The organism is Paenibacillus rhizoplanae, from assembly GCF_042684125.1.
In the GTDB taxonomy this organism is placed as follows: domain Bacteria; phylum Bacillota; class Bacilli; order Paenibacillales; family Paenibacillaceae; genus Paenibacillus_AQ; species Paenibacillus_AQ rhizoplanae.
This window is the reverse complement of the sequence record NZ_JBHUKY010000010.1, coordinates 51,155-67,734: the sequence shown is the minus strand read 5'-3', so window position 1 is coordinate 67,734 and position 16,580 is coordinate 51,155. Positions and strand designations below refer to the sequence as shown.

Genomic DNA, 16,580 nt, shown 5'->3' with positions numbered 1-16,580 from the left:
GAATGAATAAGGTAACTCTACAGAGCCTTCATCTTGGAGATGGGCCACCAGATCAGGGACACCTTACCCACGATACTTTCCCCTGCGACAGCGCCGAAATAACGGCTGTCCTTGCTGGCTCCGGCATGCCGGTTGTCCCCCATGACGAAGTAGGCCCCCGCCTGCACGGTCAGGCTGCTGAAATCGGGATCTTCTATAGATGTATCGATATAAGGCTCATCCAGCAGCTTGCCGTTGAGATAGAGCTGCTGGTTCCGTACTTCAATAATGTCGCCGGGAATACCGATCACCCGCTTGACCAGATATTCCTTGCGGCTGGGTCCCGTACTGGGATCATGAAGGACGACAACCTCCCCGCGGCCCGGCTTCCCGAAGCTGAGGGCGATTTTATTAATAATCAGCTTCTCTCCCTGATATAGGGTAGGCTCCATGGATTGGCCGATTACAGTAGACACATTGAACACATAAATATTAAGCAGCGACATCACAGCGAACACTATCCCCGCCGTAATGATCCACTCCCGCATATCCCTGACCCACGTTCTTCCGGACTTCTGTCTGGACTTGTTATGCGTTACTGATCTGTATCTTTGTCTGCGGCTCCGCGTGTAATCTTCTTCAAGCTCCCGGTTCATAGGCCACCTACTTGCTTCAATTGGGTTATCAGGTCCTTAACAATAGAAAAGCATATCTCCCGCCCATTTGCAATGGACATAGGGAAGATATGCTTTAGTATAATGAAACAGACTATGCAGGAATATCCATATATTCGAAGTTCCGGCCCTGCAATAGTTCTCTACTCTAAGATTTGATTCCGCTTACAGCAGCGGTTCAGCAACAGTTACCCGACAATGCTCAGCTTGCGCACGGATTTGAAAATGTGGTTCTCGTCATAACCCATGGCCTCATAGAGCGGCATTGCAAAAGAATTGTGTTCATCCACGGCAACATAGATACCGCTGACCTTCCGCGCCTGAAATCTGTTCTCCATAGCCGTTACAAGACTCTTGCCGACTCCTCTGCGGCGGTAATCAGGATGGACAGCGATGCGGAAATAACAGCCGTGATTCTTCTCAATCGTACCAATCAGTGCACCGATGATTTCTCCTTCATCCTCAGCAACTACAATGAGATCAGAATCCCATGACAATTGCCTGGAGAAAGGCTCGATCGTGCTCTCGAAACATTCTTCCGATAATGCGGTCTGCAGCAATTCAGTCACTGGAGTAACATCGCTTAATTGAAAGGAACGAACGTGCATACTTAAAAGTCTCCCTTTTCTATGGCTTATGATTTTACAAAAAGAAGGGGTTTCCATAACAGTATAAGTGGAAAAAAGCATCAAAAACCGAGGAATACCTGCTTTTGTCTCTATTAAAGCACACTTTTCTCGCGTTATCATCATTTTTCTTTTGAAAGCGCTTGATATGAAGCGTTTTCATGCAATATAGTTTCATATTTAACATGTATTAGGAGAATTGGTAGTCAAAACGTCCCAGTTACTAAGCCTTAATAGTTTAACATAGCCTTAACACTTTCTGTGTACGGAGGACAAGAAAATACTTTTTAAACATTTTTGTTTATTTAATGTTGCATTATTGTTCCAGATGCGTTTTAATAATAGTATCTCAACGGATATATTCCAAAACCAACATATAATCAGGAGGGATTTTTCCATGGCTTTTCAATTACCGGCACTTCCGTATCCGAACAACGCACTTGAACCACACATCGACGCTTTGACGATGGAGATTCATCATGACAGGCACCATAACACTTATGTGACGAACCTGAACGCCGCACTGGAAAAGGCACCCGAACTGCAAAACAAAAGCATCGACGAGCTTCTGACCGACCTGAACGCTGTACCTGAAGCGATCCGCACAGCGGTCCGCAACAACGGCGGTGGACATGCCAACCACACCCTGTTCTGGGAAGTGATTGGACCGAACGGCGGCGGCGCACCAACCGGCGCATTGGCTGCTGCCATTGACAGTGAGCTCGGCGGCTTCGATAAATTCAAGGAAGACTTCGCTACTGCGGCTACTACACGCTTCGGCAGCGGCTGGGCTTGGCTCGTTGTGAAGGACGGCAAGCTTGCTGTAACCAGCACACCGAACCAGGACAACCCGATCAGCGAAGGCGCAACTCCTATCCTCGGCCTCGATGTATGGGAGCATGCCTACTACCTGAACTACCAGAACAAACGTCCTGACTACATCAAGGCGTTCTGGAACGTAGTGAACTGGGAAGAAGTCGGCAAGCGTTACGAAAGCTCCAAATAAGCATCGGCCTTCAGCATGATGCTCTAAGCAAACAGGTTCACCTCTGCCGTAATGGCAAGGGTGAACCTGTTTTTATTTAAAATATAAGAATTTATATGTTCCACACGATAACTTATCCTTCTATTTCTCGCTGAAACGGTACCGTCCTTTAAAAGGACGGCAATGCCGTTTCCACTTGCCACGCTAGGTCCGGCCTGAATTCATTGCATGAACTTGGCGCTCAGAGCGTCGTATTCACGCCGGGTGACCGGAATTACCGTTCCATGGCGGGGGCTGGCCGGCAGCTCATAATCAGAGGATACCGTCCACTTGCCCGAATCAAGATCCTCCGTCTCCAGCGGGATGTACCCTCTCCCTCCGAATTCATCCACAAACAGATACCACTTCTCCTCCGTATTGGATTTGAACAGGGTTGGCCCTTCAATGCCCTTCAGTCCGCCGACACTCCCGCTTAACAGCTTCACCGCAGGCGCAAATACCGAATCCAGGGACTCCTGGAAGACCATTTTGCCAAAAGGGGATTCCGGACCTTGCTCGCGTTCATCCTTGGTGAATCTGTAAATCTTCCCGTTATACGCAGCCATAGTGGTATCAATGATCGAATGCCCATAGTCCATATAGACCTGCGGCTCTGTGAACGCGCGGAAATCGCGTGTCTTGCTATACAGGATTGTCTGGTAGGCGTCCCCGGTGTGAGCGGAACCGGCGTACATCCGCGAGGCCCAGAATACGATATATTCTCCGCTCTCCTGGTCATAGATCACCTCAGGTGCCCAGGTATTCCCCGCCTCCTCCGGTGAGACCTTGGCTTCCCAAGGCTCCGACCAGTCCACGAGATTATCCGATTCCCACACGATGATCGACCGGCTGCCCCGTGTCTGGGCTGCGCCCCAATCCCAATTGCCGTTGATCTTCAGATCGGTGGCGATCAGATAGAACCGTCCCCCTTCAGGTGAACGGATGATGAAGGGATCTCTGACTCCCTTGTTCCCCAAGGGGGAGATTAGCACAGGCTTCCCGCCGTTCAGCTCCTGCCAATGCAGCGGGTCATTGCCTTCGCTGAGGGCGAAGTATACCTGCTCGCCGTCCCCGGTTCCTTCGCCTGTGAAATAGCTGAACAGATAGCCTGCATAGTCCTCCGCCGCCGGAATGTCCTGTGCAGCTTGAGTCCCGGTAACCTGGGTTCCGGCAACCTCACCCGGCAGGCCAGCCTCCTCCTCTAGCTCCGGCCCGCCTGCCACCAGGGTCACCACCGACTGGGCCGGGATAACGGCCTGGAATACCTGCTCCCCAGCTGCCGTCCCATCAGCGGCTACATCAACAACCACATCCTCGCTGCGGGCCAGATCCAGCTGCGCATTGGTTACATAGGAACGCAAGGCAGCTGCCTTCAGTCCTAGTCCGCTCAGGGTGAGCTGCACCCGCTTCTCCTCCAGGCTGTCATTCACCAGCACCGCCGTCATGCTCTGCTCCTCCTCGTGCACATAAGCCGAGCCGAGCAGCTCGCTTCCGGCTTCCTGGCTCAGACCGGAGAGTGCAATCCGCACCGCTCCGGGGCGGATGAACTTGCTGTAATTGCCGAGCGACCACAGGATCTTCGAGGTTAGGATGTTCTGCTCATCCCCAGGCTGAGTGTAATCGGTGTACAGCAAGCCGTCCTTGTAATCTACCTTGGACACTGCCGTCCACCACTGCCATGCGGCTGCATTCGCCTCGGTCAGATCGAAGTGAATGGTGCGCGCCACCTGAAGCGCGGGCTCCATTCCCAGATCCCGTCCCGGGCCATAGTCGCCCATAATGCAGTATTCGGTGACCCAATATTTGGCCTGCGGATCATATTGCTTCAGATTGCCGTCCAGCAGCTGTCTTAGCTTAACCAGCCGGTCGTCGCCGGAATGACTGTAGTCGGACCAGTAGGAATGCGAGGCGATCTTGTTGCCTACCGCTTCCTTCAGCACAGGGTCACCCAGCAGGTCCTTAATGTATTCCCGGTATTTCCCCAGCCCCAGACTGTTAGCCCCGCTGGAATAGACGCCGCTGCCCGCGAACTCCCGGTAGTGCTCATCATCGAGCAGAGAAATAATCTCCACTCCATCCGGGGCACTGATCTGCGCTTTCAGCCCGCTAGCGCGAAGCTGGGCATACAGCTCCAGAATCACCCGCTTCAGGTCGTCATTATTGTACCGGCTGGCTTCCTGCTGCGCATGGTTCCAGTCCCAGGTCGGCTCGTTAACGGGGCTGATATAATCGAATTCAAGGCCCTCCTGCTTGAAATGCTCCAACACCTCAATCAGGAAGGAGGCGAAGGCAGCTTCAGAGCCTTCCTTCAAATTGCTGGACCCTACCTCTGGATCAGGCTGGGCATGACCATTCCGGGTCATCCAGACCGGCGGGCTGTTGGCGAAGGCAATCAGGGTTTCGACTCCGCGCTCCTGGGCCGCCCGCAGGAACCACTGCTGCCCTGCCTGCCTGCTCCAGTCGTACGGCCCTTCCTCCGTTATTTTGAAGGCTTCCGTTCTTCGCCACGGATCTGGAATGATGGCCTGATCGGTCTCCGCCGAGCCTGCGCCTATATTGAAGCGCCAGGCTGACAGCCCGATCCCTCTGCTGCGTGAGAACAGCAAATCTGCCACCTTGTTCTTATTCTCTTCGGTCCACTCCTTCCCCAGGGGGTCCATGGACCAGGCGTCGGACGCGCCAAAGTTATCGATAGTCTGATAGCGGACATTGCCGTCTATCGTCACTGCCGCATCCGGCGGTTTCTGGTGCTGCACAGGGATTTCCTCCTCATTCCTATTACTGAACAGAATTACAACAACACATAATAGAACAACGCCGATAACCGCCGTAACCGTTAGCCGCTTCATGCTCCTATCCTCCTCCTATCCGACCAGACCGGAACGCTCCACACTCTCTACGAAATGCCGCTGAACGAATACATAGAGGATAATTAGCGGCAGAATCGCCATCAGCACACTGGTATTCATCATCATGGACATGAAGAACGGGTCCTGAACCAGCGAATTCGCTGCCTGGCCGCCGCCGGTCATGTAGGTAGCAATACCGTAGCCCGCCGAAGACATCATCGATGACATGACCTTCGGTTCGTTCAGATACATATTGGTGAAGAATGAGTCATTCCACTGCCACACGAAGGAGAACAGCATCACCGTTACCATGGACGGAATGGCATTGGGCAGAATCACACGGGCGAAGGTGGTGAAATAGCCTGCTCCATCCACATAGGCCGCTTCCTCAATCTCCCGTGGAATGCCCTTGAAGAACTGGCGGAAAATATAGACATACAGCCCTGTCTTGACGCCCATCCCGAGCATCGAAGAAATGATAAACGGCCAATACGTATTGATCAGGTTCGCCGGCTTCCCTGTGAACAGCTCAATCAGACCGAACAGGTCAAAGTTCTTGAAATGCAGGTACAGCGGGATCATGATTGTCTGGGAGGGGACAAGGATCGTAAAGATCACTGCCGCGAACAGCAGCCCGCTCCCCTTGAACTTAATCCGGGCAAAGCCGTAACCGGCCAGCACACAGATGATGGTCTGAAGCACCATGACCGCTGACGACAACAGCATGGTGTTCCGCAGTACTGCCGGATAGTTCATCGCCTTGAATACGAGCCTGAAGTTCTCCAGGGTGAACGCCTGCGGTACCCAGATCACGGTGGAATCATACAAATCGTCCATACTTTTGAACGCAATCGACAGCTTCAGCAGGATCGGGTACAGAATGACGAACGATATGCCGAAGACCAGCACAAAACGGGCGATCACCCACAACCATTTTTTCGAAAATTCCACCCAATAGGCGGCCGAAGCCAGCCGGTGCAGCTGCTCTTTCCTGGTGCGGTGCGGCATTGCTGCGGTCTCTGTCTTCATGAATGCTCCTCCTTCCAAGCCGCTAGTCTTGATAAAAGACTTTACGTGAGATCAGCGCCGTCGTTACCCACAACAGCAGCGCGATGATAGCAAAATACATCCAGGACATGGCTGCGCTCAGCCCGAAATTGAAGCTCTTGAACGCTGTATCCACCACCATGCGGCTGGTCTGGTCGCTGATGAAGCTGTCAATAATGGTATAGACCAGATTCGTAAGGATCAGCGGGCCGATCATCGGAAACGTAATTTTCCAGAAGGCCTCATAGCCTGTGGAGCCTTCAATCTTCGCCGCCTCATACAGGGAAGGGGAGATCGATTGCAGCCCCGCCAAAAAGATCAGGATCTGCACGCCCGATTGGCTGACAATCTCATAGATCCGGCTCACCGCTCCAGTCAGATACTGCACCACAGTGGGGCTCAGACCGGATTCGATCAGCAGCGTGGTCAGCTCCAGATTCTTGATCACCGACAGGCCTCCGCCTGTGGAATCACTGGCGCTGCGCACAACAGACTGCATCAAATCGCCGTTCTCAATGCTGGCAATAATGCCCGAGGCCAGAATAACCGGCAGGAAAAAGATGGCCCGCGCCAGCACTCTGCCATGGAACTTCTGATTGAGCAGCACGGCGAAAAACAGGCTGAAAATCAGAATAAGCGGGGTGTTCAGCACGATATTCATCACGGATTCCGTTAATGTCCGGACATAGGATTCATGGGAGAACAGTGCCTCCCGGAAGTTCGCGAGTCCGATATATTTTAGCGTGAAGCCCTCATCATTGACCTGCAGGTTACTGAGGCTGAACCGCAGGGAAGACAGCAGCGGCGTCAGGAACAGGAAGCAGAAGCCCGCGAACCAGGGAAGAATGAAGTACAGGCCGTAATATCTGTTTTTTTGCTCCAGGGACAGCTTCTTTAGCTTCATTATTGCTGCTCACCTCCTACCCGGTAATTCCTTCCGTCTATGGTCACTCCGCCCACACTCACCGGCGCACGGTTATAATTCACTATAATCGTGGTTCCTGCTTCATAAGTCGTCTGATAGACACCTTCCGCCAGCTTCTTATGCTCTCTGATCGTCTGGGACTGGACATTCTTCAGCACAAGGCTCAAGGCCTGATACTGCCCGGCTGCCTGGTCAATCCAGCTGCGGTAATCGGCCGAGTAGAGCCTGTCGAAGCCCGTCATTTTAATCGCGGAAGGATCGGCATAGAACCAGGTGTAATACGGTGCGCTCCCGGTCTCCAGCGCCTTCAGCAGACTGAGCGATGCATCCTGATCATCAGCCATATTCCAGGCGGTTCCGGCATATTGCAGATAGCCGTGGTACACCATCTGGAAGAAGGGGATGCTCTCATCCGTAATATTGAACCCGCTGCTCTGCATGGGCGCAGCCACAATATGACGGGCGAAGGGAGCCGCGTACGCATTGCCGCCTTCCACCATCAGGCGGGGCACCGAGCTGCTCACGCGCTCCAGCTGCTCCTTGACGATTCCCTCGGCCCGCTGGCGGTCAACCAGATCCTCCACATTGAAATCGGAATTCAGCCCGCTGCCGAGATCCCGCAGGGACAAGCCGTCCACTCCAAGCGCTGCATAATCCCCGAGGAAGCTGTCTACCACACCCGGCAGTACCCGGGGACTGACGACATAACCGGAGGGCTGCTTCACATCCAGCTTCAGCATGGAGAAGTCAAAGGGATACGTATGCGCCAGCTTACCTGTAATCAGCCGGGAGGCCTGTGACTTGCCGAGGCCCTTGGCTTCCGGGAAGGTCTGCAGGAACGAAGCATCGGGATACAGTGTAACCTCCTTATCCTGTGCGTAGGCCTGGAGCTCCTTGAGCCCTTTGGTTCCGCCAAGCTTGCTGTCCACAGATACGCCCTTCGGGTAATTATGGTTGATGCCGCCGTTGAACCATCCGGTATACCGCAGTTGAATGTCCCCGATCCCCTTCTCCTGCAGCTGCTCCAGAATGACCTTGGCCTCCTTGAAGGAAGTAAGCGGCTCATAAGCGCTGTAAGGAATGCCCAGGAAGAATTTCTTCTTCGGAATGCCGCCGATCAATTCCAGGTAGAAGGGAACGTCCTCTGCCCCTTCCAGCCTTGCCATCCCGGTATGTTCGATTAAGTACTCCCGGTAATGCGCGGCCATGCCTGAGTAGCTGGCCCCCTCCTTATCAAGGAAGCTGTAGGCTACAGTGATATCTCCGGAGAAGATACCAGCCTGAAATTGCTTCACCGTACTGGAGCGCCAGCCGTTGGTCAGCGTCACTTCCTCCAGACTGCCCAGCGTATAGCTGGAGAAGACATTGTTATACTGATTCAGCCGCCCGCTGACGTCTGCCTCCACGGCTGCAACCGCATCTCCGCTCTCGATCACCGCCAGGAAGCCGCGGTCCTGAACCTTCATGCCGAATACAGGCAGCCGTGCGGTCTCCTCCTTCTGCACTTGCCCCAGCTGGGTCAGCGCAGCATCCGGTCCGTACATCGCGGTACGGTATGGGGCAGCATAGAGCTTGTTATTGTTGAAGTGTATCAGCGACCCGGAGCCGTCAGGCACCAGGCTGTAGCCCTCATCCTTCGTCCCGCTCGCCCCAAAAAACGGAAGCAGCGACAACGTCTGAATGTGCATATTATCCGGATATCTGACCTTATCGCCCGGGATGCTTACCCGCAGCTGCTTCCCGTCCAGCTTGTATTCCAGGGGAAGCGTCACCAGGGCGGCTCCGTCCTCCTCTTCGCCGTAGGCCGCCTTATCGATGGCGATTTGCTCCTCATCATAGCCCACCTGCTCGAACAGGGAGGTCACTTTCTTAAGCCCTACTCCCTTGAAGGAGGTATCTCTTCGTTCATACCGCTTATTGGATTCATCGTACCTGAACCGTTTCTCGATCTCCTTCTTGTCACGCTCCTTCTCAATGCGGTCGATGATTAGGGTGCGGAAGCGTTCTTCACTGATGTATTTGGGAATCCCATCGATATTGCTCTTGACCTCCCCCAGTGTGTACACGATATTCAGGCTGTCGCCCGATTCCTCGATGGTAAATTGGCTACCCTGCACACTGTGAGTGTAGTTGTCGTAGTTCATGAGATTGCCCTTGCTGTCATAGTAGGTCAGCTCCACCTGCACATTCAGCTTGGATTTGTTATATCCGGTGGCGACAGCATCCTGTTCGCGGTCCTGCGGGTTGGAATACCAGAGCGCCCCGCTCTTCTTATCCTTAACGGCAATCTCCGTGGTCGTCTGATTCAGATACAGGGTCAAATATTCGTTGTCCAGGGCCGCCTTCAGATCTGCAGATAGCTCCGGCGATTTCGGGGTGTCCTGCACGCTCTGCGCTGAAGATTGTACCGTTGCTTCGGATTGTATCGCTGCTTCAGACTGTACCGCCGCTTCCGCTTCTGGCGCAGATTCCGCCAAGTCTGTGTACGGCAGCAGGGCTGCGCCGCTGAGCATAATCACAATTGCAATGATGGTTAGCTTCTTCTTCAAAGCCTGGCTCCTCCTTTCTTATTCGCGAATTGAAAGCTCCTGGTAGACGGTGTAGACAAAACTGACAATTTGCTGGATCAGATTGAAGAACAGCAGGCCCAGGAAGATGATGATGCCCACTACAGCCAGCGTCAGCAGCATGGTTGTAATCGTTTTGAGCACCGTGTACTGGTGAACCGTCATAGTCCCGATGAACAAGAGCCAGACGAACCACAGCGTGGCCAAAGCATCCAGCAAATGATAGAAGGAAGCCTCCCGCAGCGTAATCACGTTGCTGAGCAGGATATTAGGAATGTTGATCAGAATCAGCGGAAGCAGGGCGTACCCAGTAGTAATGACGATCTCCGCGAACTTACCCTCCCCGTCCATCAGCGTCGTCAGGGACCAGTTCGCCAGGCACCAGAGCAGGAACGGGAAAATAATATACTTGAGCTCATTGATGCTGTTCAGTGCTAGCGGGTGATTATAATTGACCACATAGCCTACATATTGGCGCTTCACAATCATAGTCAGGGTAAGGGCGATAAGAATGCCCAGTGCCATGCGCAGCTTGCCCTTATTCTCATATTTCAGATCCCAGAATCCGTCGAAGGGGTGTACTGCTACATGCAGTGAATATTTAATGTCCTTAAGAAACGGCATCCTGAACCCTCCCTCCCTTTCTCTGCCGCTTCACCAGGCGGACGATCACGTAGCCGCCCAGCAGTACGGCTATCATTCCGGTCATATAGATGCTGAAGTGATCGCGCATATACTCCCTGCGGTATTTCCCCAGCGCCTTAGAGTAATATTCGCGGTCATTGCCCAGCTTCAGATAGGTCATGGCCTGCTTGTATTCGCCTTGGCGGAGCAGCGATTTGCCGATACCGACATACGCCATCTCATAGTTGGCATCCAGCTTCAGCACCTCCCGCCACAGCTTCGCGGCTTCATCATGCTTGCCGGAGCTGTACAGGGTGTTGGCTTCATTAACCATGCTGCCGAACTGAGTCACCATGAACTCGGTAATTCTCCCCAGATCGCGGTCCAGCACATAGATTGCATTCTCATAGCTCTCCACCGCCGCCGGGTTCTTGAATGTGCCGAGCTGGCTGCCGAGTTGACCGATTACATATAGCAGCTTGCCGTCCTCATTGTAGGTGAAGACCCGCCCGCGCGTGGTGTCCAGTGCCCGGTACACTCCGTTCCCCGTCACATCAATGTCAATGAAGGCGGAGCGGTCCAGGCTCAGATCGCCGATGGGCGGGATCTCGCTGCTGACCCGCAGGACATCGATGCCGGAGGGATTCAGTCTTTTTACCGGAGAGAAGGTCTTCTTATCCACGGTAGTGGTATAGATGAAGCCATCTTCATCGACATCGACATTATTGAATTCCAGCGGAATGAACTGCACCATCTTCTCGCGCTGCTCCTTGGTCGATACGGACTTCCAGAACAGATCCACAGGATCAAACTGCACCTTGTTCGTGCCCATGAAGCCTGTGAACTGCCCGTCGCTGTCGAACTCGATCAGCCCTTCGTAGACCCCTCTGCCGACCACATAGATGCGGCCTGCCTTATCAACAATCACTTTCCGCGGAAAATACTCAAAACCCGCTCCGATCACATCCGCCTTCGGCGCTCCGATCTCCCGCACGAAGGTTCCTGTGCCGTCCAGCTCGACCAGCCGTCTATTCTCCGTATCCGCCACGTAGATCCGGCCGGCGTCCGTAACGAAGAGCCCTTCCGGGTTATTGAAGCTGTCCTTCTTCTCCCCGTTCCGGAAGCCTTCGATGACACGGAGTGTGTTCCACTCCTTATCCAGCACCACAATCCGCCCGTTCCCGGAATCGAGCACATAGAGCAGCCCTTCCGCTGAGACAAACAGGTCTCCCGGGGCGTTCCAGGCTCCCGTCCCTGCCTCTAGCCCGCTGATGGCCCGCGAAGGAAGATAAGCAATCGGCGACTGAACCGCGTCTCCCCAGTAGGAGTAGGTATATCCTTCATACGGCGCTGCCCCGGCCGGCCTAGGACACAGGCCCACAAGCAGCAGCACGGATACAAGCACCAGTATCGATGACTTTATTCTCAACCCTAACGCCTCCATCGCTTCAGTCCTTCATGCCGGACGAAGCCATCGTCTGAATCACATTGCTCTGTGACAGAATGAAAGTCACAATCGGCACGGTCATCATAATCACCGCCACAGCGGCCCCGACTCCTGCACGGGCGATCCCGCCCTGAATAATCTGGCCCATCGCGTAATGCAGCGTCTTGAGCTGCTCGCTGTAGATGAAGCTGCCGCCGTCCGTGCCCCATAGCATCTGCATCATCAGAATGAGCAGCGTCAGCCAGGCCGGCTTGACCAGCGGCATGACGACCTGCCAGAAGATGCGGTATTCACTTGCCCCGTCAATCTTCGCCGCCTCCAGCAGCGCATCCGGGATCTGCTCCATGAACTGCTTCATTAGATAGAGTCCCAGCGGATAGGCAAAGGCAGGAACGATAACCGCCTGGTAGGAGTCCATCCAGCCCAGCGCGGACATAATCATATAGTTCGGTATCGCGGTGACATGCGGCGAGAACATCAGCGACAGGACAACCACGGTGAACAGCACCTTAGAGCCGCGGAATTTATGCTTCGCCAGCGGGTACGCCGCCGCCGAGGCCAGCAGGATATGCCCGGCTGTACCGGCGGCGGTAATGAATACCGTGTTGAATATATATCTGGAGAACGGCACCCAGGAATTCTTCATCACCTGAAACAGATTGGCGAAGTTCTCAAGCGTTGCATTGCGTACAAATAGCGTAGGCGGGAAAATAAACAGCTCATCCAGCGGCTTGAACGCATTGTTAATGACATAAATTAACGGAATCGCCATGAATGCTCCGAATCCGGCCAGGGCCAGGAACAGCAGGGCATCGACCTGCCAGGAACGGTTTACTTTTTTGTTCAGACGTATTGCCAGCTTCATCCCGCTTATTCACCCACCCTCTTCAGCAGCTTTTGAACAATCAGATTGCTGCCCAGCATCATCACGAACAGCACGGTGGCAATCGCCGAGGCATAGCCCATCTCGAAGCGGATCGTACCGTAGTCCACCAGATGGGTTACGATCGTATGCGCCCCGTACTGCACACTCGGGAAGCCTGCCAGCGCCATAGCCACATCAGCAACTGCCAGCGAGGCAGTAATCTGAATGACCGCGCCGAACATCAGCTGCGGACGCATGGAAGGGAGCGTAATGAACCACAGCTCCTGCCAGCGGTTTTTGACACCGTCCACAGCCCCTGCTTCATACAGCGTCTTGTCAACGGTCTGCAGTCCGGCGATGAAGGCCAGGAAGCTGGTCCCGAGGCTTAGCCAGAGCTGCACCAGCATGATGATCCCCAGCATATACTTGGGGTCCTGCAGCCATTGGATCGGCTCATAAATTACGCCAAGCTGCATGAGAAGTCCGTTGATGATCCCGTAGGAGTCACTGGAGAAGATGATCTGCCAGATGAAGAAGACATTCCCGGAGATCGACGGCGCAAAAAAGATCAGGGTCATAAACGCCCGCAGCTTGGGATTCAGCTCATTGATCAGCCAGGCAAACAAAAAACAGGCGATATAGCTGACTGGTCCGGTAACCACCGAGAAAATCAGTGTATTCTTGACCCCGATCAGGAACACATCATCATTCCAGAGCAGCTTGGAATAATTCTCCCAGCCGATCCAGCGCGGCATCTCCAGCATGTTGAAGTGCGTGAAGCTGAAGATGATCGAAATCACCACCGGCAATACGGTAAACAACAGAAACAGCACCATATATGGAGCCAGCAGTACATACAGATGTTTATCCCGCCGCACATCTTTGCCGAACAAAGCCCAGTAATTACGCAGCCCGGAAGGGGACAGCCGGGGCTGAATCAAGGGTTCGGCCGTATTTTTCACTTTCTGCACAAGAGTCCCTCCCTATTCCCTTCGTTTCAAATCGAACTCTGCTCTCTTCTGATCAATCTCATAGTCGATCTCCTGCACATAATCGTACAGGGCATCGGCGGTGTTCGTTCCATTGTTGATGACCTCACGCAGGGCATTGTCCAGATGGCGGCCTGTGAAGTAACCGCCCGGCACCTCAGGCACACCCTGCACCCATTGCCACTGCTCCTCCAGATGGCGGTAATCGCTTGTCGGCCATGGCAGCTCCTTAAGCGCTTCCACGTTCGCGGTCGGATACCGCGCAGCCGCGCCCATGAGGCCCTCCATCTCCCGGCCGAAGCGGACCTGCGAATCCTTGTCTACCCACCATTTCATGAATTCCCAGGCGGCATCCTTGTTCTTGGCCTGCCTCAGCATCAGGGCGGCGGTGCCCCCGCTGGCAACATCCCTGCGGATACTCCCGTCCGGCTGCTTCGTCCCCGGAACCGGAATGAATTCCCATAGTCCCTTAATCTCCGGTGCAGATACCGTCAGATAGTTATAGAAGGTATAGTCCTGAATGCCGACCGGCATCTCGCCGGTGCGGAACCGCATCGGGAAGTCGAAGATCAGCGGCAGCTTGTAGCTGGTATAGAAATTGGTCCAGTTCTTAAAGGCAGCCAGCCCGTTCTCCGTATCGAGTCCGCTCTTCGCTCCGTTATTCAGATAAAATGATCCGCCCATCTGATAGAGCAGCATGGCATACGCGCGGTTGACCTCCAGTACTGGCACGCCTGTGGTCTGCGCGAGCGGCAGCGCCATATCCATCCGGTGCTTCTGCAGCACCGGAATCATCGCGTATACCTCATCCCAGGTCTGCGGCGGCGCAAGGTTCAGCTCCTGCAGAATATCCTTCCGGTAGAACAGCATGTTGAAGATCTGCTGCTCCGGCAGGGCAAAGACCTGATTCTCGAACCGGTACGGCACGAGCGCGCTGTCTCTGAACTGCTTCACCACATCCTCATAGCCGGGATACTTTGACAGATCCTCCGCCGCTTTGCGCATCCCAAAGTTCACCGGCATATCATTGCCGACCTGCATCGCCACATCCGGGCCTTCCCCGGCCAGCGAGGCGCGCAGCAGCACATTCGGACTCACCAGCTTCAGATTGACACCGATGCCGGTAAGCGGGGTAAATGTATCATCGATCATTGCCTTCAGCACCTGCGCCTGGTCGCGGCCGGTTCCGATCCATACATCAATGGTCTCGCCGTTCTCCGTGGTATTGCCAATCGTGTTGTAATCCTCGAAGAACGAATGGGTGAAGGACGACACCTCGTGCACTAGCTTCCTGAACCCGGAAGCATTCGCCTTCGGCAGCTTCACATCCGGCGAAGAGAGCAGCAGGTAATCAATCTCCAGCGGCTGCTCCCATACCTCCAGAATCCAGGAGCCTACGCTGCCGACATTGATTTTGAACTGCGACAGCCGCTTCTGCACCGTTTCCGGCTTGTCGGCCATGTCCGCCAGCTGATAGGCAGTTTTATTCAAGGTTGCGGTTTTATCACTCTTTTCCCCTGTAAGCCGGACCAGTTCTTCCGATACGCCATATAGAATCTGGCTCTGCTCACGGAAGACCGCCGTCATATCCGGGATTTGCTCCTCCAGCCTGTAATCGCGGTACGGATCTGGCACATTCCCTGTAATCATCAGGATTTTCCGGTACATCGCATTAATGTCCAGCACACTGGCCTCCACCTGGCGCAAGAGCGGTGCAATTGCCCCGAGGCTGACCTCCAGCTGTAATTCGTTTTTTCCTTTGCTTAAATAGAACAAATACGGCTCATCATCGTTCCCCAGCCGGTTCATCTGCCAATCCGAATCGTAGTAGAACGGAATCTGCAGCATTTCCCGGAACGGAATCTCTCCGTCAATCCGCAGGGAGCGTGTGGAATAAACCCCTCTTAGCAGCTCCTGCCGGCCTTTGATGGTGATGTTGTACAGACCGTCCTCCGGCGCTTCCACTTCCCAGGCGATCCATTGGCCCGGTACCCGCCAGTTGTTGCCGCCAATCGTGTTCATTCTGATCTTGGAGACATCGTACGGCTCTGTTGAAGGGCTTGAGCGGTCTGTAATCGGATACAAGGTCGGGGAGGATTTGTAGGCAGCGTCTTCCCCCTGAATCTTAACTTGATGGCCGCTGGTGGGCTTATACCCCTTAGCTTCGTAGCCCTGCTTCACCTCTGCGTAGGCAGCGGGTGCAGCGTAGCTGTGCAGCTTAATATAGTCGATGACCATCGGCTCTCTGCTGGACACCATCGTCAAGGTGTGCCTTCCGGCCGACAGATAGAATTGGTACGGCTCCTCATAGTAGCCCTCCGTATCTCTCAGCAGGGTCTCCTGCCAGGCCGGGGCCTCAATCTGGCGCGGCCGGAGATCATTGTCCCGGTTATCCTGCTGGATCTCCGGGTTCTCATTGACCCAGATCCGCCCGAAGGACAGATTGCGGGCGCTGGTGAACGGCAGCTTGCCGTCGATCAGCAGCTCACGTTCAATCGCCGAGCTTTTGCCCTTCACCGGATAATACCGGACAGAGATGTGATATAGCCCGGACTTCGGTACATCCAGCTGCCACTCCACCGAACCGCTCTCCTCCGTTCTGACGTATCTTCCCGTCTCCCCGCCAAGCTCCGTCAGCACCTCCGGGCTCATCCCCTCGGCCCCTGTATAATCGGCTCCCTTCAGCATAATTTCTTCGCGGGGCTGCTCCTCGCGCTCGTATTGCTGCAGATAATGCTCATAGCTGCCCTCAGGCAGCTGCCGCACCTCCTGCCCGTTCCCCGTTACACCTTGCGCCTGGGCAGCAGGCAGCTCTGCGCTTGCCGCTGGCAGCGCCGTCATGGAGATCAGCATGACAGTTACAAGTGTCCGGTTCATCATCCGCCGGGATAATGACATTCTCACTCGGGTTCCCTCCTCTAGCAGACTTGCATAATAAGAGTGATACAGATGCACTCGGCTACG

The 16,580-nt window shown here is 54.4% G+C and carries 12 protein-coding genes; 1 reads left to right on the top strand and 11 read right to left on the bottom strand.

Annotated features, from left to right (window positions below):
* Positions 1-17 precede the first annotated feature (17 nt).
* Both lepB and ACFSX3_RS03500 read right to left on the bottom strand, forming a co-directional pair.
* Positions 18-635 carry a signal peptidase I gene (gene lepB / locus ACFSX3_RS03505; protein WP_209993726.1) on the bottom strand — a complete coding sequence of 206 codons (618 nt, stop codon included), beginning with the start codon at positions 633-635 and terminating at the stop codon, positions 18-20.
* Positions 636-841: 206 nt separating this feature from the next.
* A complete protein-coding gene (locus ACFSX3_RS03500; RefSeq protein ID WP_036700038.1) occupies positions 842-1,261 on the bottom strand; it encodes a GNAT family N-acetyltransferase in 420 nt (139 codons plus the stop codon).
* Positions 1,262-1,676: 415 nt separating this feature from the next.
* On the opposite strand from ACFSX3_RS03500, the gene ACFSX3_RS03495 reads away from it, so the two are divergent.
* Positions 1,677-2,285: a superoxide dismutase gene (locus ACFSX3_RS03495; RefSeq protein ID WP_036700036.1), complete on the top strand. Its 609-nt coding sequence runs from the start codon at positions 1,677-1,679 to the stop codon at positions 2,283-2,285.
* A 200-nt stretch (positions 2,286-2,485) separates the two neighbouring features.
* Here ACFSX3_RS03495 and ACFSX3_RS03490 read toward each other — a convergent pair whose 3' ends face one another.
* The 9 genes from ACFSX3_RS03490 to ACFSX3_RS03450 all read right to left on the bottom strand — a co-directional run bounded on the left by ACFSX3_RS03490 (position 2,486) and on the right by ACFSX3_RS03450 (position 16,514).
* Positions 2,486-5,152 (bottom strand): glycoside hydrolase, encoded by a 2,667-nt coding sequence (locus ACFSX3_RS03490; RefSeq protein WP_379258079.1) that lies wholly within the window; start codon positions 5,150-5,152, stop codon positions 2,486-2,488.
* A gap of 15 nt (positions 5,153-5,167) precedes the next feature.
* Complete coding sequence (locus tag ACFSX3_RS03485; protein WP_209993725.1) at positions 5,168-6,181, bottom strand: carbohydrate ABC transporter permease; 1,014 nt, start codon at positions 6,179-6,181, stop codon at positions 5,168-5,170.
* A 22-nt stretch (positions 6,182-6,203) separates the two neighbouring features.
* Complete coding sequence (locus ACFSX3_RS03480) at positions 6,204-7,103, bottom strand: carbohydrate ABC transporter permease (protein WP_209877854.1); 900 nt, start codon at positions 7,101-7,103, stop codon at positions 6,204-6,206.
* Positions 7,103-9,673: a DUF5696 domain-containing protein gene (locus tag ACFSX3_RS03475; RefSeq protein WP_209993724.1), complete on the bottom strand. Its 2,571-nt coding sequence runs from the start codon at positions 9,671-9,673 to the stop codon at positions 7,103-7,105. The genes ACFSX3_RS03480 and ACFSX3_RS03475 overlap by 1 nt, the downstream gene beginning before the upstream one ends.
* A gap of 18 nt (positions 9,674-9,691) precedes the next feature.
* Positions 9,692-10,315: a Yip1 family protein gene (locus tag ACFSX3_RS03470; protein ID WP_209993723.1), complete on the bottom strand. Its 624-nt coding sequence runs from the start codon at positions 10,313-10,315 to the stop codon at positions 9,692-9,694.
* Positions 10,302-11,744, bottom strand: coding sequence for a tetratricopeptide repeat protein (locus ACFSX3_RS03465; protein WP_209993722.1), 1,443 nt, complete (start codon positions 11,742-11,744; stop codon positions 10,302-10,304). Before ACFSX3_RS03465 ends, ACFSX3_RS03470 begins: the two co-directional genes overlap by 14 nt.
* Positions 11,745-11,763: 19 nt before the next feature.
* A complete protein-coding gene (locus ACFSX3_RS03460; RefSeq protein WP_209993721.1) occupies positions 11,764-12,627 on the bottom strand; it encodes a carbohydrate ABC transporter permease in 864 nt (287 codons plus the stop codon).
* Positions 12,628-12,632: 5 nt separating this feature from the next.
* Entirely contained in the window at positions 12,633-13,538 is a 906-nt protein-coding gene (locus ACFSX3_RS03455; RefSeq protein WP_379258976.1) for a carbohydrate ABC transporter permease, read from the bottom strand.
* A gap of 72 nt (positions 13,539-13,610) precedes the next feature.
* Entirely contained in the window at positions 13,611-16,514 is a 2,904-nt protein-coding gene (locus ACFSX3_RS03450) for an extracellular solute-binding protein (protein WP_209993768.1), read from the bottom strand.
* Between the last annotated feature and the right edge of the window lie 66 nt (positions 16,515-16,580).